This window comes from Rhizobium oryzihabitans (genome assembly GCF_010669145.1).
GTDB classification, from domain to species: domain Bacteria; phylum Pseudomonadota; class Alphaproteobacteria; order Rhizobiales; family Rhizobiaceae; genus Agrobacterium; species Agrobacterium oryzihabitans.
Genome location: NZ_CP048635.1, coordinates 1,311,893 through 1,333,360, shown reverse-complemented (window position 1 = coordinate 1,333,360; position 21,468 = coordinate 1,311,893). Strand labels below are relative to the sequence as shown.

19 protein-coding genes and 2 pseudogenes are annotated in these 21,468 nt (G+C 59.3%); 10 read left to right on the top strand and 11 right to left on the bottom strand.

The features are described from left to right. Positions 1-81: 81 nt before the first annotated feature. The gene (locus tag G3A56_RS22935) at positions 82-984 is read left to right on the top strand and encodes a LysR family transcriptional regulator (protein WP_082185055.1); all 903 of its coding nucleotides are present in this window, start codon (positions 82-84) and stop codon (positions 982-984) included. Between the two features lie 4 nt (positions 985-988). On the opposite strand, the gene G3A56_RS22930 is transcribed toward G3A56_RS22935, so the two are convergent. Together G3A56_RS22930 and G3A56_RS22925 are read right to left on the bottom strand one after the other, a co-directional pair. Next, positions 989-1,966: a glutathione S-transferase family protein gene (locus tag G3A56_RS22930; RefSeq protein ID WP_082185056.1), complete on the bottom strand. Its 978-nt coding sequence runs from the start codon at positions 1,964-1,966 to the stop codon at positions 989-991. A gap of 115 nt (positions 1,967-2,081) precedes the next feature. Next, a complete protein-coding gene (locus G3A56_RS22925; protein ID WP_035243014.1) occupies positions 2,082-2,969 on the bottom strand; it encodes a DMT family transporter in 888 nt (295 codons plus the stop codon). Positions 2,970-3,346: 377 nt separating this feature from the next. On the opposite strand from G3A56_RS22925, the gene G3A56_RS22920 reads away from it, so the two are divergent. Beyond that, positions 3,347-4,678: a UDP-glucose dehydrogenase family protein gene (locus tag G3A56_RS22920; RefSeq protein ID WP_082185057.1), complete on the top strand. Its 1,332-nt coding sequence runs from the start codon at positions 3,347-3,349 to the stop codon at positions 4,676-4,678. Between the two features lie 87 nt (positions 4,679-4,765). Next, positions 4,766-5,787, top strand: a pseudogene (locus G3A56_RS22915) (NAD-dependent epimerase). Between the two features lies 1 nt (position 5,788). Here the strand turns inward: G3A56_RS22915 and G3A56_RS22910 are convergent. The 3 genes and pseudogenes from G3A56_RS22910 to G3A56_RS22900 form a co-directional block, all read right to left on the bottom strand. Next, the gene (locus tag G3A56_RS22910; RefSeq protein ID WP_082185059.1) at positions 5,789-6,835 is read right to left on the bottom strand and encodes a glutathione synthase; all 1,047 of its coding nucleotides are present in this window, start codon (positions 6,833-6,835) and stop codon (positions 5,789-5,791) included. Positions 6,836-6,853: 18 nt separating this feature from the next. Continuing rightward, positions 6,854-8,730 (bottom strand): annotated as a pseudogene (locus G3A56_RS22905) (flavohemoglobin expression-modulating QEGLA motif protein). Continuing rightward, a complete protein-coding gene (locus tag G3A56_RS22900; RefSeq protein ID WP_082185061.1) occupies positions 8,727-9,557 on the bottom strand; it encodes an N-formylglutamate amidohydrolase in 831 nt (276 codons plus the stop codon). The pseudogene G3A56_RS22905 and the gene G3A56_RS22900 overlap by 4 nt, the downstream one beginning before the upstream one ends. A gap of 290 nt (positions 9,558-9,847) precedes the next feature. Between G3A56_RS22900 and G3A56_RS22895 the strand changes: the two genes are divergently transcribed. Genes G3A56_RS22895 through G3A56_RS22870 form a run of 6 tightly spaced genes read left to right on the top strand, consistent with a single transcriptional unit; the run spans position 9,848 to position 13,724 of the window. Next, positions 9,848-10,069 carry a hypothetical protein gene (locus G3A56_RS22895; protein ID WP_035223556.1) on the top strand — a complete coding sequence of 74 codons (222 nt, stop codon included), beginning with the start codon at positions 9,848-9,850 and terminating at the stop codon, positions 10,067-10,069. 18 nt (positions 10,070-10,087) lie between these two features. Further along, positions 10,088-10,648, top strand: coding sequence for a type 1 glutamine amidotransferase domain-containing protein (locus G3A56_RS22890; RefSeq protein WP_082185062.1), 561 nt, complete (start codon positions 10,088-10,090; stop codon positions 10,646-10,648). Between the two features lie 57 nt (positions 10,649-10,705). Further along, positions 10,706-11,146 (top strand): PPC domain-containing DNA-binding protein, encoded by a 441-nt coding sequence (locus G3A56_RS22885; RefSeq protein WP_082185063.1) that lies wholly within the window; start codon positions 10,706-10,708, stop codon positions 11,144-11,146. Between the two features lie 53 nt (positions 11,147-11,199). Beyond that, entirely contained in the window at positions 11,200-12,060 is an 861-nt protein-coding gene (locus G3A56_RS22880; RefSeq protein ID WP_082185064.1) for a TIGR02587 family membrane protein, read from the top strand. Between the two features lie 7 nt (positions 12,061-12,067). After that, positions 12,068-12,478 (top strand): TIGR02588 family protein, encoded by a 411-nt coding sequence (locus G3A56_RS22875; RefSeq protein ID WP_082185065.1) that lies wholly within the window; start codon positions 12,068-12,070, stop codon positions 12,476-12,478. A 19-nt stretch (positions 12,479-12,497) separates the two neighbouring features. Continuing rightward, positions 12,498-13,724 carry an NAD(P)/FAD-dependent oxidoreductase gene (locus G3A56_RS22870; RefSeq protein WP_082185066.1) on the top strand — a complete coding sequence of 409 codons (1,227 nt, stop codon included), beginning with the start codon at positions 12,498-12,500 and terminating at the stop codon, positions 13,722-13,724. Positions 13,725-13,731: 7 nt separating this feature from the next. On the opposite strand, the gene G3A56_RS22865 is transcribed toward G3A56_RS22870, so the two are convergent. Beyond that, positions 13,732-14,217 (bottom strand): MgtC/SapB family protein, encoded by a 486-nt coding sequence (locus G3A56_RS22865; protein ID WP_082185067.1) that lies wholly within the window; start codon positions 14,215-14,217, stop codon positions 13,732-13,734. A 172-nt stretch (positions 14,218-14,389) separates the two neighbouring features. On the opposite strand from G3A56_RS22865, the gene G3A56_RS22860 reads away from it, so the two are divergent. Then, on the top strand, positions 14,390-14,890 hold the full coding sequence (locus G3A56_RS22860) for a YciE/YciF ferroxidase family protein (protein WP_082185068.1): 501 nt from the start codon (positions 14,390-14,392) through the stop codon (positions 14,888-14,890). Positions 14,891-14,967: 77 nt separating this feature from the next. Here the strand turns inward: G3A56_RS22860 and G3A56_RS22855 are convergent, their stop codons facing one another. From G3A56_RS22855 to mmsB, 5 genes are all read right to left on the bottom strand, one after another. Beyond that, positions 14,968-17,304, bottom strand: a complete 2,337-nt coding sequence (locus G3A56_RS22855; protein ID WP_003498464.1) for a glucose/quinate/shikimate family membrane-bound PQQ-dependent dehydrogenase — start codon at positions 17,302-17,304, stop codon at positions 14,968-14,970. 104 nt (positions 17,305-17,408) lie between these two features. Further along, entirely contained in the window at positions 17,409-17,750 is a 342-nt protein-coding gene (locus G3A56_RS22850; RefSeq protein WP_082185069.1) for a flagellar basal body-associated FliL family protein, read from the bottom strand. Between the two features lie 88 nt (positions 17,751-17,838). Next, positions 17,839-18,624: a 3-hydroxybutyrate dehydrogenase gene (locus G3A56_RS22845; RefSeq protein ID WP_082185070.1), complete on the bottom strand. Its 786-nt coding sequence runs from the start codon at positions 18,622-18,624 to the stop codon at positions 17,839-17,841. A gap of 4 nt (positions 18,625-18,628) precedes the next feature. Further along, the gene (locus G3A56_RS22840) at positions 18,629-20,584 is read right to left on the bottom strand and encodes an acetoacetate--CoA ligase (protein ID WP_082185071.1); all 1,956 of its coding nucleotides are present in this window, start codon (positions 20,582-20,584) and stop codon (positions 18,629-18,631) included. Beyond that, a complete protein-coding gene (gene mmsB, locus G3A56_RS22835; RefSeq protein WP_082185072.1) occupies positions 20,581-21,465 on the bottom strand; it encodes a 3-hydroxyisobutyrate dehydrogenase in 885 nt (294 codons plus the stop codon). The genes G3A56_RS22840 and mmsB overlap by 4 nt, the downstream gene beginning before the upstream one ends. Positions 21,466-21,468 lie beyond the last annotated feature (3 nt).

Below are 21,468 nucleotides of genomic sequence, written 5' to 3'. Positions count from 1 at the left end.
TTCCATTCTTTCCCGTAATCATATATGGGCATAATGACCCTTTTCCAATGAGGAAAGCGGGTAAGTTGATGCGAGAATGGTATGGATCCGCGCAGAAGACTGGTCCCTGACATCGTCACCCTGCAAGCTTTCGAGTGTGCTGCAAGGCATGGGAATTTTACCCGTGCGGCGGAAGAACTCAACCTCACGCAAAGCGCCGTCAGCCGGCAGATCGGCGAACTCGAGGCCCAGACCGGGATGCAGCTTTTCGAACGCATCCGCCGGCGCGTCGTCTTATCGGAAGCGGGCCGTAAATTTCTGCCCGATGTGCGGCGCCTGCTGCAGCAATCCGAACAGCTGATGGTGCGCGCGGTTTCGGCCGGAACATCGCACGCCTCGCTTTCCGTCGCCACTCTGCCAACGTTTGGCAGCCGCTGGCTGATGCCACGTCTGCACCGCTTCATCGATGCCAATCCGGACATGACGATCACCATCGGCTCGCGCTCGCACCCCTTCGATTTCGACGAGGAAGGTTTCGACCTCGCCATTCATTACGGCCAACCGGTCTGGGCACACGGCACCTGCACCTTTTTATGCAATGAGGTGATCGTGCCGGTCGCCAGCCCCACTCTGCTTCAGCGCGCAGGAATGAGAGAGCCCGGCGATTTCAACCGGCAGCCATTGTTGCATGTGACCACGCGCCCGAAACTGTGGACGGAATGGCTGGAGATGAACGGGGTAACGGCAGAGAATGCCTATAAGGGCAGCCGTTTCGACCAGTTTTCGATGATCATTGAAGCGGCCATAAGCGGCATCGGTTTTGCCCTCTTGCCGAAATATCTGATCGAGGCGGAACTCGTCTCCGGCCGCCTCGAAATCGTCTTCGATATCCCCCTGCAAACCGACAAGAGCTATTACGTTGCCCTGCCGGAAGGGCGGCAGGACAATGTCCTTGCCCGCGCCTTCCAGGCATGGCTTCTCGATCAGGTCGGCAAGCCGGCTTAGAGATTCACACAGTTCCCGCGGAAACCTCGTCAAGCCCCGGAAGATCGGGACCGACCGGCACGATCCGGGTCGGATTGAGCGCCTTGATCGAATAATAACCGCGCTTGATGTGGTCGATATTCACCGTGTCGCGCACGCCCGGAACAGTCAGCACCCGCATCATATAAGCCTGCAGGGCAGGATAATCGGCAATACGGCGAAGATTGCACTTGAACAGGCCGTAATAGGCAGCATCGAAACGCACCAGCGTCACGAAAAGCCGGACATCCGTTTCTGTCAGGCGATCTCCGAAGAGGAAAGGTCCGCCTGATGCGAGGCGGGTTTCCAGTTCCTGAAGTGTCGCGAAGACCTCGGCGAAGGCTTCCTCATAGGCAAGCTGGGTGGTGGCGAAACCGGTTCTGTAGACACCGTTGTTGAGGCGCGGATAGATGTGGTCGTTGAGGGCATCGATCTCGCCCCGCAAATCTTGCGGATAAAGGTCGACGTCATTATCGGCCAGATCGCCGAAGCCGGAATTCAGCATGCGCAGAATATCGGCGGATTCGTTGTTGACGATGGTTTTCGTTTTTTTGTCCCACAACACGGGAACGGTGGCACGACCGGTATAGTGCGGATCGGCGCTGGTATAGGCCTCGTGCATATAGGTGAAGCCATTCAGCCCGTCGCGTCCCGAGCCCGGATAATCGCCGAACCTCCAGCCCTCATCGGAAAGCGCCGGCTCGACCACGGAAACCGAAATCACCTCTTCCAGCTTCTTGAGTTTGCGGCCGATCAGCGTGCGCGATGCCCATGGGCATATCAGCGCGACATAGAGGTGATAGCGCCTGGCCTCAGCTTTGAAACCGCCCTCACCCGTCGGGCCAACCGAACCATCAGGCGTCACCCAGTTGCGGAAACCGGATGTCTGGCGAACGAAGCCACCCTTCCTGTCGGTCGCCTGCACGGGATGCCACTCGGCCGTCCATTTTCCATCAACGAGCATTTAGGCTCTCCATTCATCTAAAGATGAAAAGCCTTATGGAGCCGCCTGCGGCCACCCCGCAAGCCGCGCTTCGGTTGACGCACTGTTTCCGATCATCACGATAACGGCGAAAGAGTCAGAGACGATTGCGGAAAAACGGGTTCCAGCGCACGGTGCCAAGCCTCACCTTTTCACGGATCATCGTCAGCAGTCCCGAGGCCGCAATGACGGCGAGACCGAGAACGGCAATCGCATCCGGATATTCGTGGAAGAAGGCCATGCCGATCGCGACGGCCCAGAGGATTTGCGAATAATGCGACGGCGCGATCTGGCTCGCCGGCGCGATGCGGGTTGCCACCAGAAGCGTTATCTGTCCCGTTGCCGTGCAAAGCCCGATGAAGGCAAAGGCAACAAGCTGGTGCAGATTGGGCATGACGAATTCAGGGATGGAGGCAAGGCCGTTGAAGGTGAGACCGTAGATCAACAGCACGCCCATGATCGAGGTGCGCTTTTCCTTACCCGCCAGCGAGCGCAGCAAAACGATGGTCATGGCTGCCAGAAATGCAACACCGATCGCGGCGAAATGCCCGAGTTCCAGCGTCTTGAAGCCGGGCCGCACGACAAGAATGACGCCGACGATGCCGGCCAGAACCGCCGCCCAGCGCCACGGCCCGATATCTTCCTTGAGGACAACGGCCGACAGCACGGTGACGAAGAGCGGCGACAGGAAGATCAGCGCATAGGCTTCCGCCAAGGGAATGGTGGTGAAGGCGTAAATGCCGAGAATACCGGCAAACAGACCCGAGATCGCCCGGCCGTGCACGGCGAAGGGACGGCTCATGCGCCAGAATTCACGCCACCTTTCTTCGCGGGGTTTGCTGAAGAAGATGAAGATGCCGGAAAACAATATGCTGAAGAAGCCGATCTCGAAAACGCTGACCTGTGATCCAAGCGACTTGATCGTGGCATCGCCCCAGGAAAAGCTCGCATAAGCGAACAGACCGAGCAGAAAACCCTTTTGCATTTGAACTTCCCCGAACACCGACCGGAATGCAAAGCGCACTCCGGCTGCGTAAAGCAACCCGGACGCCCCTTAAAGGGACAGACAGTCTGGCAGATTTGATCCTCACCCTATGGCTAGACCCGGCTACCTATGAGTGCAAGCCGGAAAAACGGCAAAATTGCCCGATTGAACCCAACCGATGCAAATGGCTGCAAGGTGCGGCAAATTTGTCCCGCCGCCGCCATCACATCACCGTCATGGAAAGAGGTTAGCCCGTGTTGATCGTGACGCTTGGCGGCAAGCGCGAAGGCGGCTAAACATTGTGGTGTGATTGCACCCGCTGATTTCGCCTCAAGCTTGCTGCGCGAACATCGCCTCACGAACCGAAAGGAAGAAGAATGCGGATAGTGATGATCGGTGCCGGTTATGTCGGTCTTGTTTCAGGCGCATGTTTTGCCGATTTCGGCCATGACGTGATCTGCGTCGACAAGATGCCGGAAAAGATCGAAGCGCTGAAAAGCGGCCATATTCCGATCTTCGAACCGGGTCTGGAGACAATCGTCGCGAATAATGCCAAGGCCGGCCGTCTGAGCTTCACCACCGATCTTTCTTCCGCGGTCGCCAATGCCGATGTCGTCTTCATCGCTGTTGGCACGCCCTCACGGCGTGGCGATGGCCACGCCGATCTCGGTTACGTCTACGCTGCGGCGAAAGAAATCGCCCATTCGCTTGATGGTTTTACCGTTATCGTCACGAAATCCACCGTTCCCGTCGGCACGGGCGACGAGGTGGAGCGCATCATTCACGAGGAAAATCCGTCGGCCGATTTCGCCGTGGTCTCCAATCCGGAATTCCTGCGCGAGGGTGCGGCCATCGAGGATTTCAAGCGGCCGGACCGCATCGTCGTCGGCCTTTCGGATGAGCGCGCGCGCCCGGTCATGACCGAGGTTTACCGTCCACTCTATCTCAACCAGTCGCCGCTGCTCTTCACCACGAGACGCACGTCGGAACTGATCAAATATGCCGCCAACGCCTTTCTGGCGATGAAGATCACCTTCATCAACGAAATGGCGGATCTGTGTGAAAAGGTTGGCGCCAATGTTCAGGACGTGTCGCGCGGCATCGGCCTTGATGGCCGCATCGGCTCCAAGTTCCTGCATGCCGGCCCCGGTTATGGCGGCTCCTGTTTTCCCAAGGATACGCTGGCGCTCGCCAAGACCGCGCAGGACTATGACGCCCCGGTGCGGCTGATCGAAACCACCATCGCCATCAACGACAACCGCAAGCGCGCCATGGGCCGCAAGGTCATCAACGCGGTGGGCGGCGACGTGCGCGGCAAGAAGATCGCGGTGCTCGGTCTGACCTTCAAACCGAACACCGACGATATGCGCGACAGCCCGGCAATCGCCATCATCCAGACCCTGCAGGATGGTGGCGCCCGGGTGGTGGGCTATGATCCGGAAGGCATGGCGAATGCCCGCCATATCATGGAGGATATCGAATATGCGACGGGTCCTTACGAGGCTGCGGAAGATGCTGACGCCGTCGTCATCGTGACGGAATGGAACCAGTTCCGCGCGCTCGACCTGCCGCGCCTGAAAGCGATCATGAAGAGCCCTGTATTGGTCGATCTGCGCAATATTTACCGCAAGGATGAAGTCGCCGCACATGGCTTCATCTATGCTGCGGTTGGCCGTCCGCACGAGAGCAGTTCCGGCAAAGAACTATAAAGTTTCGCCTTCGGCATTTCACTTAAAAGGTTTTCGCGCTTTCCGGTTCGACGGCAAACGCACCAACGGATTCGGGATATAATCATCATGCGTTATCTGGTTACGGGCACCGCGGGCTTCATCGGTTTTTACGTTGCCAAGCGGCTTCTGGATGCCGGCCACTTCGTGACCGGTTTTGACGGCATGACGAAATATTACGACGTCAGCCTGAAAGAAAAACGCCACGCCATCCTTTCCCGCTCCAATGGTTTCAGGGCCGAGATCGGCATGCTGGAAGACGTGGACGCCCTGAAGCGGGCAGCGGAGGCCGCCGAACCGGAAATCATCATTCACCTCGCAGCACAGGCGGGTGTCCGCTACAGCCTTGAAAATCCACGCGCCTATATCGATTCCAATCTCATCGGATCGTGGAACATGCTGGAGCTTGCCAAGAACCTGCGTGTCAAACACCTGATGCTGGCCTCGACCTCCTCCATCTACGGCGCCAACGAAAAAATACCCTTTGCGGAAAGCGACAAGGCCGATGAGCCGATGACGCTTTATGCGGCCACCAAAAAATCGATGGAACTGATGGCGCATAGCTATGCCCATCTCCACAAATTGCCCACCACGGCCTTCCGCTTCTTCACCGTCTACGGACCCTGGGACGGCCGGACATGGCTCCGATCAAATTCGTCGATGCCATATCGAACGGCCAGCCGATCGATATTTACGGCGAAGGCAATATGAGCCGCGACTTCACCTATATTGACGATCTGGTGGAGGGCATCGTCCGGCTGAGTGAGATCGTCCCGTCCGAGGAAAACCGGGTGACGCAGGAAGGCGTGACCGACACGCTGTCGCACCATGCCCCCTTCCGTATCGTCAATATTGGCGGCGGCCAGCCGGTGGAACTGATGCACTTTGTCGAAACGGTCGAAAAAGCGGTGGGCAGGCCGGCTATCCGCAACATGCTGCCCATGCAGCAGGGAGACGTTCCCCGCACCTTCGCCTCGCCCGATCTTTTAAGAGCCCTGACCGGCTACGTGCCGCAAACCCCGGTCGAAGAGGGCATCAAGGCCCTCGTCGCCTGGTATCGTGAGATGCGCTCGACGGAACTGCGCGAATGACTCAAAGCGTCGCCAGCAGGCGATTGGAGAGCATGCCGCCGGACGCGCTCTGCATGGCAACTTTTGTCTCTATAGACTCTATGATCGTATCGCTGAAATCGACATCGGTGAGTTCGAGGATGTTAGAGAGACCGCCCGGCGAAAACACGTTCACCTCCAGTATCTTGTCGCCGACGATATCGAGCCCGACCAGAAACATGCCGTCTTCCACCAGCTTCGGCCGCATCATTTCGGCAAGCGCCACGATCTCGTCGGTCACTTTCACCGCCTCGGCGGTGCCTTTGGCGTGAATGTTGGAGCGCAGATCGCCTTTTGCCGGCACGCGGCGAAGTGCGGCATATTTTCCGTCGCGCATCAGCGGCCTGCCATTCATCATGAAGAAACGGACATCGCCATCCTTGGCGGCCGGCAGATAAGCCTGCGCTATCAGATAGCCCTCGAGACTGACGGCCTCGAAAATCTGGTTGAGATTGGCCTCCTTGCTGGAGCCGATCTTGAAGACATTCTTGCCGCCTGAACCCTGAAGCGGCTTGACGATGACACCCTTGGGATGAGCATCGGCGAATGCGCGGATTTCATCGACATTGCGCGAGATGATCGTGGTCGGACGGACGATTTCGGGGAAGCTCTGGAAATAGAGTTTGTTCTGCGCAAGCGCCAAACCTTCGGGATCGTTCAGCACCACGACGCCCCGTTGTTCGGCAAGCCGGCCGAACAGAATGCCGGCATGCACCGCCCAAGGCCTGGTCGTCTGGTCAAGCGAAGGGTCGTTGCGCAGCATCAGCGCGTCGATTTCCTCCACATCCATCGTGCGCCGCTCCAGCGACTTGTCCTGAAGGGCGGCATGGAAAGCGTCGGCCTTCTTGTACTTTGCCTTCGGCAGCACAGAGGCATGAATGGTCAGACTGTCGTCCGACCGCAAGGTGAAATCACCAGGCGTCAGATAGACCACCTCATGGCCGCGATTGAGCGCAGCCATGGCCATAAGCCCGGTAGCGAAATTCGGTCCCTCGGTTTCGATGGAATTGACGAAAAATGCGATACGCATGTAGCCCCTCCTGTCATGTTATAGTGTCGCCAGTTCGGCGATGGATAATCCCGCCCGGATCTTTTCCAGCCGCTCATTGGCCTTGGCTGGCAGCAGAAAAGCGGGGCGTACGCCCGGCGGACGCAGGAGGCCGCGCAAGGCAAGCTCCTGCATCACCGGGAAATGGGCGGCGGCGATCTTGCCCATCCAGAATGGATCGAGCGCGCCGCCCTTGCGCAGGTGTTCCAGCACCTCTGCCAGTCCGCGCAGATAAATTGCGTCCTTCGAAAGACCACCGCCCCGATAGATGCGCAGCACCATGTTGAAGGCGCCGGCCTCGTCGAAACCGTGATCCCGGGTCATGATCCGGAACGTCTCAACGAAAGTCGCGCCGTCCAGCATGGCGGCGCAGCCGACGACGCGGCCGGCGATCAGCCGCAGGCGCTCGCGTGTCATGCCACCGGCCAGGTGCTCCGCCAGCACCGCCAACCCCTCCTGCACGCCCTCGTAACCGGAAAGTCCGGTGCGAAAGAGCCTGAGGCCCTGAGACGAACCGTTGAAATAGGTGAGCAGATGCACGCCTATCTCGTGCGAGAGAAGCGCCTCGACCCGGCGCTGTTCCATGACAGTGTGGCGCGAGATCAGCAGTTTTTCGCCCGTCACCATCAGGCCGGGTGGCAGGTCGTCCCTGATTTCGACACGGGCCTTGAATTCCGGCTCCTCCGCCAGATAGGTCTCGACCATCTCGCGCGACTTTCTGGCGACCGCATAACAATCAACCATGGCGATTTCGCCGCTCTCATCCTTGCGCGGGCAATCCGCAAGCACGCTGAGCGCCAGTGTCAAAAGAGCGGGTTCAACGGCGCCGTAAAGGGCGCGGGAGAAATCTGTGAACGTGCGGCGATGCAGATTGGCGAGCATCGTCAGTTGCAGATCGATCTCCTGCTGCTTTTCCCGGTAAAGATGATAAAGAACCGGGTCTTCCAGATGGTCGAAAACCACGGAATACAGCTTGCGTTTCTGTTCCTCGACATCAACGCCGAGGGCCGGTAAAGCAGGCGCGGCGCATATTGAAAGCTGCCGTCACGAAACTCCTCGAATGCCCGGCGGGCATTGATCGGCGTGACGGACAGAAGAAAATCGAAGGAAGAGACGATGTCGTCGATCGAGCGATCGGCGCGCCTGACGGCATCGACGAAAGCCTTGCGGCCGAGCGCCCGGTGACTGGTGACCTTGAGGGCATCTTTACCGGCCGCGAATGACGAGAAGGCCTGCAAACCGGCATCGAAAATATCGGCAATCATCGTCTCGCGCAGGCCGGGATAATCCGCGCCGGATTCCGGTTGCCGGTAGATCGGCGCAAAACGGACACTGATGCAGGGGAAATCGAGGCCGGCATTCTGAAATCTAAGGATCGGATCCGCCGCCGCTTCTGGCCTGGTGATGCGCGGCGTGCGAAACCGCACTTCGGCGTCGCAAACCGCCTTGATGAAAACACGGCGGGCGTTCTGTGTTTCGGGCTCGTCCGTCGCCGAGACGGAAACCTCATAATGCGGCAGAAAGGGCGAATCGTCGGCGAGCAGAATGTCATGTTCCAGTTCGCCGATATCGAGAACCATGAAGGCGCCGAAGCGTTGCCGCATGGCAGCACCCACGGCCTCAATCAGCGGCGCAGCCTCCTGAATGGTCGATGCGATCAGATAGGACGCATGTGCAGACGCGATGTCGCGGGCCGCGAGATCCTTCGTACCGCCAGTCAGATGCAGGCAGAGAAACGGCAACGGCCGGTCGATATGCAACCTGCCAGTCTTTCCGACATCGCGACGGACCGCCTTGCCAGCTTCCAGACAGGAGACAACATCGTCTACCAGATCGGCGACCGGTGACGGTTCGCTGCGTGCGGAAGAGAGGTTCATCGCCGCGCCCTCAGGCACTCTTCAAGAACCGGCTGAAGTGCGGCCATCGTGTCGCGAATATCCGACACCACGCGTACGTCCGGTTTGCCGGTCCATTCATCCATGAAGAATTTCTTGAACTCCACCGCAATCGCACAGCCGTTCTGCGCAAAACGCTCGTGAATGAACCGTGTCTGCTCTCCCTTGCCCTGAAAGGCCACATTCTCGCGAACATCGAGACGGCGGCCGCCGATGGTCGCTGACGCAAAATGATGGCCAACGGCGCTGACGACATCGCTCCAGCGGCTGCGGTCCATGGAAAAGGTGCCGATATTGATATCAGGCGCTTCCGCCTGGGCCGTCGGCGGCGCGGCGGCACCCTGCCGGCGATGATTATAGCTGTGCACGTCCAGTACCACGAAAGCACCGTGCCGCCGTTCGACCGTTGAAAGAACGGTTTCAAGCATTGCGTAATAGTCGGCGTGAAAATCGAGCGATTGGCGGATGGATGCCGCGGGCGGCTCCTGTTTCCAGACCTCCAGTCCCCAGGATTGCTCCGGCTTGAGGTAGATTGCCTGGTCGGCCGCACGGTTGAGATCGATTTCGAAACGCGAATGATGGACGACGATGCGGTTGGTCATCCCCGCGATCATTTCGCCGGTAAAGGGATCTTCTTCCCGCAGGCGTTCGTCCGGGGAAAGCGCCATCAGATCGGCAATATCGGGGCGGATGCGATGACCGTCATGAATGGCCGTGCCGATGACGGGCGAATTGTCGAAGTCGATCGACCAGAAACCCTTGTTTTCGTTGTTGTCGCTGTATTCGCCGTCGCTCTGTCTGGCTGCCATGCTGCCTCCCCTGCATCACGGCTAAAACAACGTGACTTGCCCGTTTGTTCCGGGAAAAATTGCGCGCGATGTATTTGGCCTCGGCAATAACAGCCCTTCAAAAAATGGGGAACCATACCGGAAAGCTCACGTTGTTCTGGCAGGAGGGCCGCCGTGTCAAACGGACGCGATGGCGCTGAAGAACATCGGGATTTTTCCGTTTTCTCCCGGTGGCCAACGAAATGGCAGCCGAGCTTCTTACCCATCCGGCGTCCCTCCGTCCCCGCTTTCCACGCACAAGGAGCCGCGACATGGAAAAAACCGAAACGCGCAAACTTGCGGAAGAATATCTGCGGCTCGGCGGAACCCGCCAAGTCATGATCGACGACAACAAGACCTTCGTGCGCCAATGGAAAGACGAACCGGCGGAAGCGGAGAGATTCTGGCAGACCAACATCGAAAATCTCGACGAGGAGCGCCTGAAGGACGTGGAATTTTTCCTCCCTTCCGTGAATTCCGACAAGGACGATTGAACCCATAAGGAGACAGATATGACTGCCATCAACGCTGCAAAGATCCTCATTCTCGCAACGGACGGCTATGAGCGCTCCGAACTGCGCGTGCCCTATAACCAGTTGAAGGCCAAGGGTGCGGACGTAAAGATCGCCTCAATCAAGGAAGGCGAGATCAGGAGCTGGGATAAAAAGGACTGGGGCGACAGCATTGCCGTCGATCTTTCCGCCGGGAGCGTCAAATCGGATGACTTCGATGCGCTGGTTCTTCCAGGCGGCCAGATCAATCCGGATGTCCTGCGCCACGACGAGGATGCGATGCGCGTCATTCGCGATTTCGTCAAGTCCGGCAAGGTCGTGGCTGCGATTTGCCACGCCCCCTGGCTTCTCGTTGAAGCGGATGCCCTGCGCGGCCGTAACGCCACGTCCTATTGGTCGATCAAGACCGACCTGAAAAACGCCGGCGCCAACTGGAAAGACGAAAAGGTGGTGACGGACAAGGGCATCATCACGTCCCGCAGCCCGGAAGACCTCGATGCCTTCGTTGCGAAAATCGTCGAGGAGGTCGAGGAAGGCCGCCACGAACGCCGCGCCGCCTGAGGCCCACGACATTCCCGTGCCGCCGCTTGCCGGCGGCACTTTTATTGGGAGACATCCATGAAAAGCAGATTGCTGGCCACCGGTGCCGAACGTACCTTCATTCTTGTCATCGACCCGGAGGAAGAGGCATTCGAGGCGATCCGCCGCTTCGCAAAATCGGAAAACATCAACGCCGCCTCGGTGACCGCGATAGGTGCCTTTTCAACTGCGACGCTCGCTTTTTTCGACCTTTCGACGCGGGAATATAAGGAGATTCCCGTGACGGAGCAGAGCGAGGTTCTGAGCCTGCTTGGCGATATTACGCTTGACGAAAACGACGCGCCAAATCCGCACCTGCACGTGGTGCTGGGCTTTGCCGATGGTTCCACAAAAGGCGGCCATTTCCTGAAGGGGGTGGTGCGCCCGACGCTCGAAGTCGTCATTCGCGAAACACCCGCGGAATTGCGGCGCAGTTACCGCCGCGAATTCGGCATCGCCCTCATCGATCCCGCGAAATAGACCAACGGAACCGGAAAAACGCCATTGCGTTATCCCTTCATGCAGGGGGACGCATGGCGGCGGCAATCATACGAAAAGATGCGGATAGTGATGAGGTCAGGCAATTTCTGATCGGTCTTGCACGTGGAACGGCAGGCGCACTGCTGTTTGCCCTGCCCATGCTGATGACCATGGAAATGTGGTTTCTGGGCCTCTATGTCAATTCCTGGCGGCTTCTGCTGCTCTGCATCCTGAACCTGCCGCTGCTTTTCCTGCTCGCCCGCCGCATCGGCTTTGAAAATATTCATTCCCGAACACAGGCGCTGCGTGACGCGATAACGGCCTATGGGCTTGGCATTGCCGTCAGCGCCGCCGTGCTTTTGCTGTTCGGCATTTTGAACGATCAGCTCACCACCTCAAATCTCATCGCCAAAATCGCCCTGCAATCCGTGCCCGCCAGCATCGGGGCGCTGCTTGGCCGCAGCCAGCTCGGCGAACATTCCGACACCGAGGATGAGGAGGATGGCGAATATTCGGGCGAGACGGGTTATCTGCACGAACTCTTCATGATGATGGTCGGCGCGCTTTTTCTCAGCCTCAATGTCGCCCCAACGGAAGAAATGATCCTGATTGCCTACAAGGTAACCCCCTATCACATTCTGGCGCTTTGCCTGGTCTCGATCGCCATCATGCATGGCTTCGTCTATGCGCTTCATTTCAAGGGGTCGCACCAAGTGAACGAGGGGCAGGAATGGTGGCAGTCTTTCCTGCGTTTCACCCTGCCCGGTTATGTCATTGCCATTGCCATCAGTATCTACACGCTCTGGACCTTCGAACGTCTCGACCATACCTCGCTGTCGCAGATCATGAATGCCGCCGTTATTCTCGGCGTTCCCGCTTCGATCGGCGCAGCCTCTGCCCGGCTGATCCTGTGAGGACAAAATGACCATATCGAAGGGCCGCAAAAATGTGGAAAGCCCCGAACCGCATTGGGTGGAGTGGCTGACGGGCGCCGTCTGCACGCTTCTTGTCATCGCGATGCTCGGCTGGATCGGCTATGACATCTATCGCTACAAGCCGGACAAGGCACGCTTCGAGATTGCCGTAACGGACGTCGAGGCGCAGTCGGGACAGTACCGGGTGAGTTTCGACATTCGCAACCTCTCCATGACGACGGCGGCGCAGGTGCATGTGCGCGGCGACCTGCAGCAAAATGCCGCCACGCTGGAAAGCGCCGACGTGACGTTCGATTATGTCGCCTCGGAATCCCGCGACACCGGCACGCTCTTCTTTCGCAACAATCCCCAAAACGGAACGCTCATCATCAACGTCGCCGGCTATACCGAGCCGTGAGACCTCTCAGGACACTTTCATGCCCACATCGGAACTGACGAAGGAACGGGACCTCAGGGAATCAAAACCCCTGTGGGCCGATACGCCCCGCATCGGCATTCGCAGCGGAAAGACCCCGGAAGCCAACCATTATGACACGATCGTGGTGGGTGCCGGCATCAGCGGCGCGCTTGTGGCCCATGCGTTGCACAGGCCGGGCCAGTCGATGCTGATCGTCGACCGGCGTGACCCGGTAATGGGCAGCAGCGTCGCCAGCACCGCGATGATTCAGCACGAGATCGACACGCCTCTGACCGAGCTCAGAAAGATGATCGGCAGGGACGCTGCGGATCGGGCGTGGCAACGCTCGGCGCGGGCCGTCCTGCGCCTTGAGGAAATCGTCTCGTCGCTCGGCATATCCTGCAGCATGGCGCGCAAGCAGGCGCTCTATCTCGCCGGCGACGAAATGGGGTCGCGCGCGCTGAAGGCTGAAGCGGCAGCCCGGGAAGAAGCAGGAATTGCAGCGCGTCTCCTTGGCCCCGCCGAATTGAGGAGCGACTACGCCATCGATCGGACTGGGGCTATCCTCAGCGACATTTCGGCCTCCGCCAATCCCGCTCAGCTGACGGCCGGCCTTTTGCGCCACACGTCGGGCGCCGGTGCGGAAATCGTGTCCCATCTGGAGATTACCGATCTCAGAAACCTCGGTGACGAGGTGGTCGTCGCCACCGCACAGGGCAAGATCCTGTCCGCCCGCAATGTCGTTTTCTGCACCGGATACGAATTCCTGAAGTCGCTTGAAAGCCCGAAACATCAGATCATCTCCACTTGGGCGCTGGCGAGCAGGAAGGGCATCGATCTGCCGGACTGGCTGAAAAGCCATATCGTCTGGGAGGCTTCCGATCCCTATCTCTACCTGCGTACCGACCGTGACGGACGCCTGATCGCGGGGGGCGAGGATGAGGAAAGCCCGACATCGTACCTTTCTGAAGGAAAGCTCTTTACCAAACAGGACGCAATCCGGCGCAAGATAGAAAGTCTCCTTGGTATCGACATCGGAGAGCCGGAATATCGCTGGGCGGCGGCCTTCGGCACCACCACCACCGGCCTGCCGCTGATCGGCGCGGTTCCCGGCATGAGGAACGTCTATGCCGTCATGGGCTTTGGGGGCAACGGCATCACCTTCAGCCAGATCGCCGCCGAGATAATCGCTGCCGCCGTCAATGGCGGCAAGGATCCCGACGCCGATCTCTTCCGGTTCGATTGATCATCGTTTATTCGTCCTTGATGCTGGCCACCACCTGTATGCGGCGCAGCGTCCACAGGACGACAATGCCGATGCCGGCGGCAACAATGGCCAGCGGCCACATGCCGAGACCGGCGGCAAGGCCGATCGCCGCGGAGAGCCACATGCTCGCCCCCGTCGTCAGACCTTTGACATCGCCCCTGGTATAGACGACCACACCTGCCGCAAGAAAGGCGATGCCCGCCGTCACGGCCTCCACCAGCCGGATGGGATCGAGCCGCGCGGCCTCATGACCTTCCGCCATCGTCTCCATCATATGGATGGTGATGACGCAGAAAGTGACCGCTGCAAGACCGATCAGCATATTGGTGCGAAGACCGGCAGTATTCTTGTGAAATTCGCGCTCCAGACCGATCAGGCCGCACAGGATGACCGCACCAAAAACGCGCACCACCAGCACCTCGAAGGGAATGGAAATATTCATGGAAAATTCTTCTGCAAGGCTTTGGGGCACAGTCGTGTCTCCTCCCGAAATTTCAGCACAGTAAGTTCGGGAAAGCCTGTTGGTTCCCTGCAGCAATATAAACGTTGCGCGCAATGGAGCCGGAACCATAGGATCGGCGAAAGGTTTGTCTCCCGTGCGCTTGGGCGCACGTCGCGTATTTTCACACATGGGAGAAGGAACAATGGCCGAGAAGAAACTCGACGATCTGTTTTACGACACGTTGAAGGATATCTACTACGCCGAAAGACAGATTCTCAAAGCCCTGCCGAAGATGGCACGGGCAGCGACCGATCCGAAGCTGAAACAGGCCTTCGAAAAGCACAAGGAAGAAACCCAGGGCCAGATTGAACGCCTGCAGGAAGTGTTCGAGATGATCGGCAAGCGGGCGCAGGGAAAGACCTGCGAGGCAATCCAGGGCATCATCGCCGAGGGCGAGGAAATCATGGATGACTTCAAGGGCACGGCCGCTCTCGATGCCGGTCTCATCTCGTCGGCTCAGGCCGTCGAACATTATGAGATCGCCCGTTACGGCACCCTCAAGGCATGGGCGGAAAAGCTTGGACACGCCAACGCCGTTTCCCTGCTGGATGCGACGCTCAAGGAAGAAACCAAGACCGACGACGCGCTGACCTCGCTTGCCAAGACTTCGATCAATGCGGCCGCCCAGAAAAAGGCAGCCTGATCACGGCATCAGCTGCACAAGCAAAAACCGGAATGGTCGCCCATTCCGGTTTTTTATTTGCCTGAAGCGGCCGCGTTTTACGGCAGGGTATAGGCGATCACATAATCGCCCGGCTTGGTTCCGACGGACCCATGACCACCGGCAACCATCACGACATATTGCTTGCCGCCGTCCAGCGCGTAGGTCATCGGCGTTGCCTGGCCGCCGGCCGGCAGGCGCGCTTCCCATAGCTGCTTGCCGGTAGTGAGGTCGTAGGCCCGCAGATAGTTATCGACGGCGGCACCGAGGAAGGCAACGCCACCCTTGGTGATCATCGGTCCGCCAATGCCCGGCACGCCCACCTTGAAGGGCAGCGGCAGCGGCGTCATGTCATAGACCGTGCCGTTCTTGTGCTTGTAGGCGATATCGCCGGTGCGAAGGTCAGCGCCTGCCACATAGCCCCACGGCGGTGCCTGGCAGGGAATTTGCAGCGGGCCGAGGAAAGGACCCATGAACACACCATAGGGCGCACCATCATTACGGTTCAAACCCTGTTCGCTGCCCTTTTCGTCCTGCCCCTTCGGCGGAATGTCGGCGCGCGGCACGAGCTTCGAAGTGAAGGCAAGGTATGTCGGCATGCCGAACATGACCTGACGTTCGGGATCGACCGCCACGCTGCCCCAGTTGAAGGTGCCGAAATTGCCGGGATAGATAATCGATCCGGTCAGCGACGGCGGGGTGTAACGGCCCTTGTAGTTCAGCTGGTGGAAGCGGATACGGCAGGCGAGCTGATCGAACATGGAGACGCCCCACATGTCCTTTTCCTTCAGCGGCTCCGGCTTGAACGACAGCGCGGTCGTCGGCTGAGTCGGAGAGGTGAAGTCTTCAGGGATCGCGCCACTCGGAGCCGGTTCTTCCGTGATCGGCAGAAGCGGCTCGCCGGTACGACGGTCCAGAACGTAGATATCGCCCTGCTTGGTGGGACCGACGAGCGCCGGAACGCTCTGACCGTCCTTGGTGATGTCGAGCAGCACCGGCTGAGCGGGCACGTCCATATCCCAAAGGTCGTGGTGAACCGTCTGGCGCACCCAGCGGTCCTTTCCGGTATTGATATCGAGCGCGACGATGGAGGAGGAATATTTCTCCACATTCTCGCTTCGACCCATGCCGAGCTGGTCCGGCACCTGATTGCCCAGCGGGACGTAAACGAGACCCAATCCTTCATCATAACTCAGCACGGACCAGCTGTTCGGCGAGTTCGTCGTATAGGTTTCGCCTTCCGCCAGCGGCTCGGTCTTTGTCGGATTGCCGGAATCCCAGTTCCAGATAAGTGCGCCACTGTTCACATCGAAAGCACGGATGACACCGGACTGTTCCTGTGTGGAATAGTTGTCGTTCACCGCGCCGCCAATGATGATCTTGCCCGCCGCGATCACGGGCGGCGAGGTCGAATAATAATAACCGGCGGGATTGTATTTCATGCCCTGTTCAAGATGCAGCACACCCTGATCGGCAAAGGAAGTGCAGACCTGACCGGTTGCCGCATCAAGCGCGATCAGCCGTGCATCCGAGGTCGGCAGGTAGACGCGTTCTGCGCATGCCGTACCCTGTGCGGCGTTAGGTTCGGCATAATAGGATACGCCGCGGCACGTCTGGTGCTGGCGGTCCGGGTTAAGGCCGACATTCGGGTCGTATTTCCACTTTTCCTTGCCGGTAGCCGCGTCGATGGCAATCGCCCAATTGTGCGGCGTGCAGATATAAAGCGTATTGCCGACTTTGAGCGGCGTGACCTGATAGGTGGTCTCACCCACATCATCCGGCAGCTTCACGTCGCCCGTCTGGTAACGCCAGGCTTCCTTCAGCTGAGAGACATTGTCGACATTGACCTGCGTGAGCGGCGAATAACGCTGGCCATAGGGCGTGCGGCCATATTGATGCCAGTCACCGTCAGGCACGTTGCCGCCATAGACGGGTGCGGCAGACGCAGTCTCCTGCGGCAGGGAGCCCGGCTTGTCATGCGGATCCTGCGCCATGGAATATCCGGCCACCACGATGGAGGCCAGAACCGAGAGCGCAAGCGGCCAGGCATTCGGGCCGTAACTCAGCCCTGTCGGGCTCGCAAAACCAAGCGGTTTTCTGACCCAGGGCACCAGAAGCCAGAGGCCGATGAGAATGATGATACCGCCACGCGGGCCAAGCTGCCACCAGTCGAAGCCGACTTCCCAGACAGCCCAGGCGAGGGTCGCGACAATGAAAACGGCGTAGACGTGGAGTGCTGCGCGATTGCGCTTGAACAGGAGGATGGCCGTCAAAAGGAAGGCCAGCCCGGAAAGAACGTAATAAAAGCTCCCGCCCAGCATGACGAGCTGAGAGCCGAAACCGAACAGCGCAAGGCCGATCAGCGAGAGAATAACCGCAGTGACTGTGACTGCCATGAATGAGACCCCCGATTCCTGTCACTTTGCGTGAAATGAAATCGGGTGCGATCTGGTTCCATACAAACTATTCATTTGGCATGAAAAATTTCACGGCATGGTAGTCATGGGTTTTGCGGGGCGCCGGTCGAGTCCTGCGGCGCAGGATTTGTCTCCGTCGATGACGGCGGTGCGGCACGGCCATTCGCCGGGTTGTTATCGAAGCTTCCGGAACCGGATGGCTGCTGCGGAACAGGCGCGCTCTCGGTCTGAGAATTTGGTGGCCGGTTCTCATCGGGCTCAAAAACCGAATATTCGACCACGGCCCAGACCACCAGTGCGAGAAGCACGCTGACGATCAATATGACGAGGACAGGCCGTCCTCTGGCCCCTTGCCGCGCGCGCGTTGCCGTCTCGTTTTTCGGGGAATCCCGACCGTCGAGATAGCTGGCATTTTCTCTGGCCATGTCTTTTACTCCCTGTAACCCTGCAGATTTAATCCACGGGGCCACAGTTTGGTTCCAGACGTGGGAACAGGCACCGGTTGCGCGAAGATTATTTTGCGGTCCAGCCGCCATCGATGGAAATGGTCGCGCCGGTAATCGAGCGGGCCATATCGCCGGTGAGATAGAACGCCATCTCCGCCACTTCCTCCGGCTGTATGAAACGTCTCGTCGGCTGTGGCGCAAGCATCACCTTCTTCACCACATCCTCCTCGCTCATGCCATGCACCCGCGCCTGATCGGCGACCTGCGCGGCCACAAGCGGTGTCCAGACGTAACCGGGGCAGATTGCGTTGCAGGTAATGCCGAGCTCGGCCACCTCAAGCGCCACGCTTTTGGTCAGGCCCACCACGGCATGTTTGGTCGCCACATAGGGCCCCTTGAACGGTGATGCGCGCAAGCCATGTGCGGAAGCGATGTTGACGATGCGTCCCCATCCCCTTTCCTTCATTCCGGGGAGGGCGGCACGGATCGTATGAAAAGCGCTGTCGAGCGAGATCGCGACAATATGGGAGAAATCGGCGAAATCGAACTCATCGATCGGCGCGACCTTCTGGATGCCGGCATTGTTGACGAGCACGTCGATGTGATCGAACTCGGCAATGACCTTTTCCGGCAGATGTGCACTCTCATCATAATTCGCAAGGTTGGCTGAAAAATAGACCGGGCGATGTCGCGCCACTTTCGCAACCGCCTCCAGTGCCTGCGCCGCTTCCTCCGACGTTTCAATGCCGTGGACGGCGACCAGAAATCCCTCCCCGGCGAAACGTTTGGCGATGGCGAGCCCGATGCCGCTGGTGGAACCCGTAACGAGAACGGTCTTCGGTTGATCCTCCATCGGCCTAGTCCTTCAGCTGCGGCAGGTTGCGGAAAAGATCGAGCGCTTCGGGATTGGCGAGCGCATCGGTGTTCTTCACCGGCCGGCCATGAATGGTGTCACGAACCGCGATTTCGGAAATCTTGCCCGAGCGGGTGCCGGGAATGGCGCTGACGGCGATGATCCTTGCCGGAACGTGCCGGGGCGTCGCGCCCGAACGTATGCGGCTGCGAATGGTCTTTTCCAGCGGCTCCGTCAGTTCAGCCCCCGCTTTCAGGCGCACGAAAAGGATGACCCGCTGGTCGCCGTCGAAATCCTGCCCGACGGCAATGGCTTCCTCGACCTCCGGCACGGTTTCCACCTGGCGGTATATTTCCGCCGTTCCAATGCGAACCCCACCGGGATTGAGCGTCGTGTCCGAACGCCCGTGAATGACATATCCGCCTGACGGACGCATTTCGGCAAAATCGCCATGCGCCCAGATACCAGGAAAGCGGTCGAAATAGGCGGCCTGATACCGCGAACCGTCCTCATCACCCCAGAACTTGACCGGCATCGACAGGTGGGCATTGCGGCAGACGAGTTCACCGGCAACGCCTCGAACGGAACGCCCTTCGTCATCCAGCGTATCGATATCCATGCCCAGCATCGCGCCCTGCAATTCGCCGCGATGAACCGGCTGCAGCGGATTGCCGCCGAGGAAACAGGCGCAGATATCCGTGCCGCCGGAAATGGAGGCGAGATGCACGTCCGCCTTCCAGTCGCGATAGATATAATCGAAGGATTGCGGGATGAGCGGTGAGCCGGTGGAAAGGATCGTGCGCAAGGACGAAAGGTCATGACTTTCGCGCGGCTTCAGCCCGGCCTTCAGGCAGGCGTCGATGAATTTGGCCGAGGTTCCGAAGGTGGCGATCCGTTCGGCGTCGATGAGATCGATCAGCCGCGCAGGGTTGGGATAACCGGGATTGCCGTCATAGGTCACCAGAGTAGCGCCAAGCGCCAGACCGGAGACCTGCCAGTTCCACATCATCCAGCCGCAGGTGGTGAAGTAGAAGAAACGCTCCCCTTGCTGAATATCACATTGCAACTTCTGCTCCTTCATGTGCTGAAGAAGCAGGCCGCCGCCGGAATGGGTGATGCATTTCGGCTTGCCTGTCGTGCCTGAGGAATAAAGGATTGCGAGCGGCGCCTTGACCGGCAGCCGGTTGAACGCAATTTCACCCGGCTCAAAGGGCGCGACGAAATCAGGCAGCGTCACGCAGCCGAGATCGGAAAGGCTGGCCGGAACGGCATCGCCGATCAGCACGATCTCTTGAGGCGCAGCGCTTTCCGCCACCGCGCGGATGGTGGGGCCGACATCGATGCGCTTGCCGGCATAACCATATTCCGGCACGGCGATGAGAATTTTCGGATCGATCTGCGATAACCGGTCGGAGGCTCCCGCCGGGCCGAAATCCGGCGAGCAGGACGACCAGATGGCCCCGATGGCGCTCGTTGCCAGATAGCTGACAATCGCCTCAATATCATGGGTGACGATGGCCCCGACGCGGTCGCCCTCCTTCACGCCGGCATGGACGAGCGCCTGCACCAGACGGGAGACATGGTCATAAAGCTGCCTGCGGCTTATCTCGCGCCTCGTGCCATCATCACGATGGGCGATGATCGCCAACCGGTCGTCGGCATCACGCAACAGGTTTTCGGCATAGTTGAGCCTCGCGCCCGGATAAAACTCGGCCTCGCGGATCGTCGCGCCGGGTTTGAAGGCCGCTTCACCGCGTGTGCCGATAATCCCGAGCTCATCCCACAAGGCGTCGTAAAAGGTATTCGGTGCTTCGATGGACCAGCGCAGCAGACCGGAATAATCATCGGCAGCAATCCCGTGCTGCGACGCCGTCCTTACAGCGAAGGTAAAAAGCGAGGAGCGCTCCATCCTTTCCCGAGGCGGCACCCATAGAATATCCGACGGCGTAGCGTCCATCATGCCTCGCCCCCGCGTAGCATCTCGACGATGGCGGAGAAATCACGCGCCCCGCCGCCCTCACCGACGAAGTTCTCATAAAGCGCAGCCGCAGCCGCACCGAGCGGGGTGGAGGCCCCGGCTCCATTCGCCGCCGCCTGCGAAAGCTCCAGGTCCTTCAGCATCAGGGCCGCCGCAAATCCCGGCTGATAATCCTTGTTGGCGGGCGATGTCGGCACCGGTCCCGGAACCGGGCAATAGGTGGTGAGCGACCAGCATTGGCCTGACGAGGTGGATGCGACATCGAACAGCGCCTGATGCGAAAGGCCGAGCCTTTCACCCAGCACGAAGGCTTCGGAAACCGCGATCATGGAAATGCCGAGGATCATATTGTTGCAGATCTTTGCCGCCTGCCCGTTGCCGCCCTTGCCACAATGGACAATCTTCTTGCCCATCGCTTCCAGCACCGGTTTTGCCGCCGAAAATGCCTCTGCCTCGCCGCCGCACATGAAGGTCAGGGTGCCGGCGGCCGCGCCACCCGTGCCGCCCGAGACAGGGGCATCGACGGAGGGGCAACCGGCGGAAGCGGCCAGTTCATGCGCTTTCAGGGCGCTTTCCATATCCACCGTCGAGCAATCGATGAGCAGCGTTCCGGCAGAGATTTTCTGCACCAGATCACCATAAACCGAAACGACATGTTCCCCTTTCGGCAACATGGTGACGATCACCTCCGCCGCTGCAATGGCTTCGGCAGTATCAACTGCCACGGGAATGCCTGCCTCCCTTGCCGCCGCACGGCAGGCCTCGGAAAGGTCGAAACCCCTGACGGCGTAACCCGCTTTGACAAGATTGGCGGCCATCGGCAGGCCCATATGTCCAAGTCCGATAAAAGCGACGGTCTTCATGGG

What these genes read in the sequence shown, in the direction of transcription:
- G3A56_RS22935 (WP_082185055.1), top strand. Translation starts at nt 82, where the DNA reads ATGGATCCGCGCAGAAGACTGGTCCCTGACATCGTCACCCTGCAAGCT.
- G3A56_RS22930 (WP_082185056.1), bottom strand. Translation starts at nt 1,966, where the DNA reads ATGCTCGTTGATGGAAAATGGACGGCCGAGTGGCATCCCGTGCAGGCG.
- G3A56_RS22925 (WP_035243014.1), bottom strand. Translation starts at nt 2,969, where the DNA reads ATGCAAAAGGGTTTTCTGCTCGGTCTGTTCGCTTATGCGAGCTTTTCC.
- G3A56_RS22920 (WP_082185057.1), top strand. Translation starts at nt 3,347, where the DNA reads ATGCGGATAGTGATGATCGGTGCCGGTTATGTCGGTCTTGTTTCAGGC.
- G3A56_RS22910 (WP_082185059.1), bottom strand. Translation starts at nt 6,835, where the DNA reads ATGCGTATCGCATTTTTCGTCAATTCCATCGAAACCGAGGGACCGAAT.
- G3A56_RS22900 (WP_082185061.1), bottom strand. Translation starts at nt 9,557, where the DNA reads ATGGCAGCCAGACAGAGCGACGGCGAATACAGCGACAACAACGAAAAC.
- G3A56_RS22895 (WP_035223556.1), top strand. Translation starts at nt 9,848, where the DNA reads ATGGAAAAAACCGAAACGCGCAAACTTGCGGAAGAATATCTGCGGCTC.
- G3A56_RS22890 (WP_082185062.1), top strand. Translation starts at nt 10,088, where the DNA reads ATGACTGCCATCAACGCTGCAAAGATCCTCATTCTCGCAACGGACGGC.
- G3A56_RS22885 (WP_082185063.1), top strand. Translation starts at nt 10,706, where the DNA reads ATGAAAAGCAGATTGCTGGCCACCGGTGCCGAACGTACCTTCATTCTT.
- G3A56_RS22880 (WP_082185064.1), top strand. Translation starts at nt 11,200, where the DNA reads ATGGCGGCGGCAATCATACGAAAAGATGCGGATAGTGATGAGGTCAGG.
- G3A56_RS22875 (WP_082185065.1), top strand. Translation starts at nt 12,068, where the DNA reads ATGACCATATCGAAGGGCCGCAAAAATGTGGAAAGCCCCGAACCGCAT.
- G3A56_RS22870 (WP_082185066.1), top strand. Translation starts at nt 12,498, where the DNA reads ATGCCCACATCGGAACTGACGAAGGAACGGGACCTCAGGGAATCAAAA.
- G3A56_RS22860 (WP_082185068.1), top strand. Translation starts at nt 14,390, where the DNA reads ATGGCCGAGAAGAAACTCGACGATCTGTTTTACGACACGTTGAAGGAT.
- G3A56_RS22855 (WP_003498464.1), bottom strand. Translation starts at nt 17,304, where the DNA reads ATGGCAGTCACAGTCACTGCGGTTATTCTCTCGCTGATCGGCCTTGCG.
- G3A56_RS22850 (WP_082185069.1), bottom strand. Translation starts at nt 17,750, where the DNA reads ATGGCCAGAGAAAATGCCAGCTATCTCGACGGTCGGGATTCCCCGAAA.
- G3A56_RS22845 (WP_082185070.1), bottom strand. Translation starts at nt 18,624, where the DNA reads ATGGAGGATCAACCGAAGACCGTTCTCGTTACGGGTTCCACCAGCGGC.
- G3A56_RS22840 (WP_082185071.1), bottom strand. Translation starts at nt 20,584, where the DNA reads ATGATGGACGCTACGCCGTCGGATATTCTATGGGTGCCGCCTCGGGAA.
- mmsB (WP_082185072.1), bottom strand. Translation starts at nt 21,465, where the DNA reads ATGAAGACCGTCGCTTTTATCGGACTTGGACATATGGGCCTGCCGATG.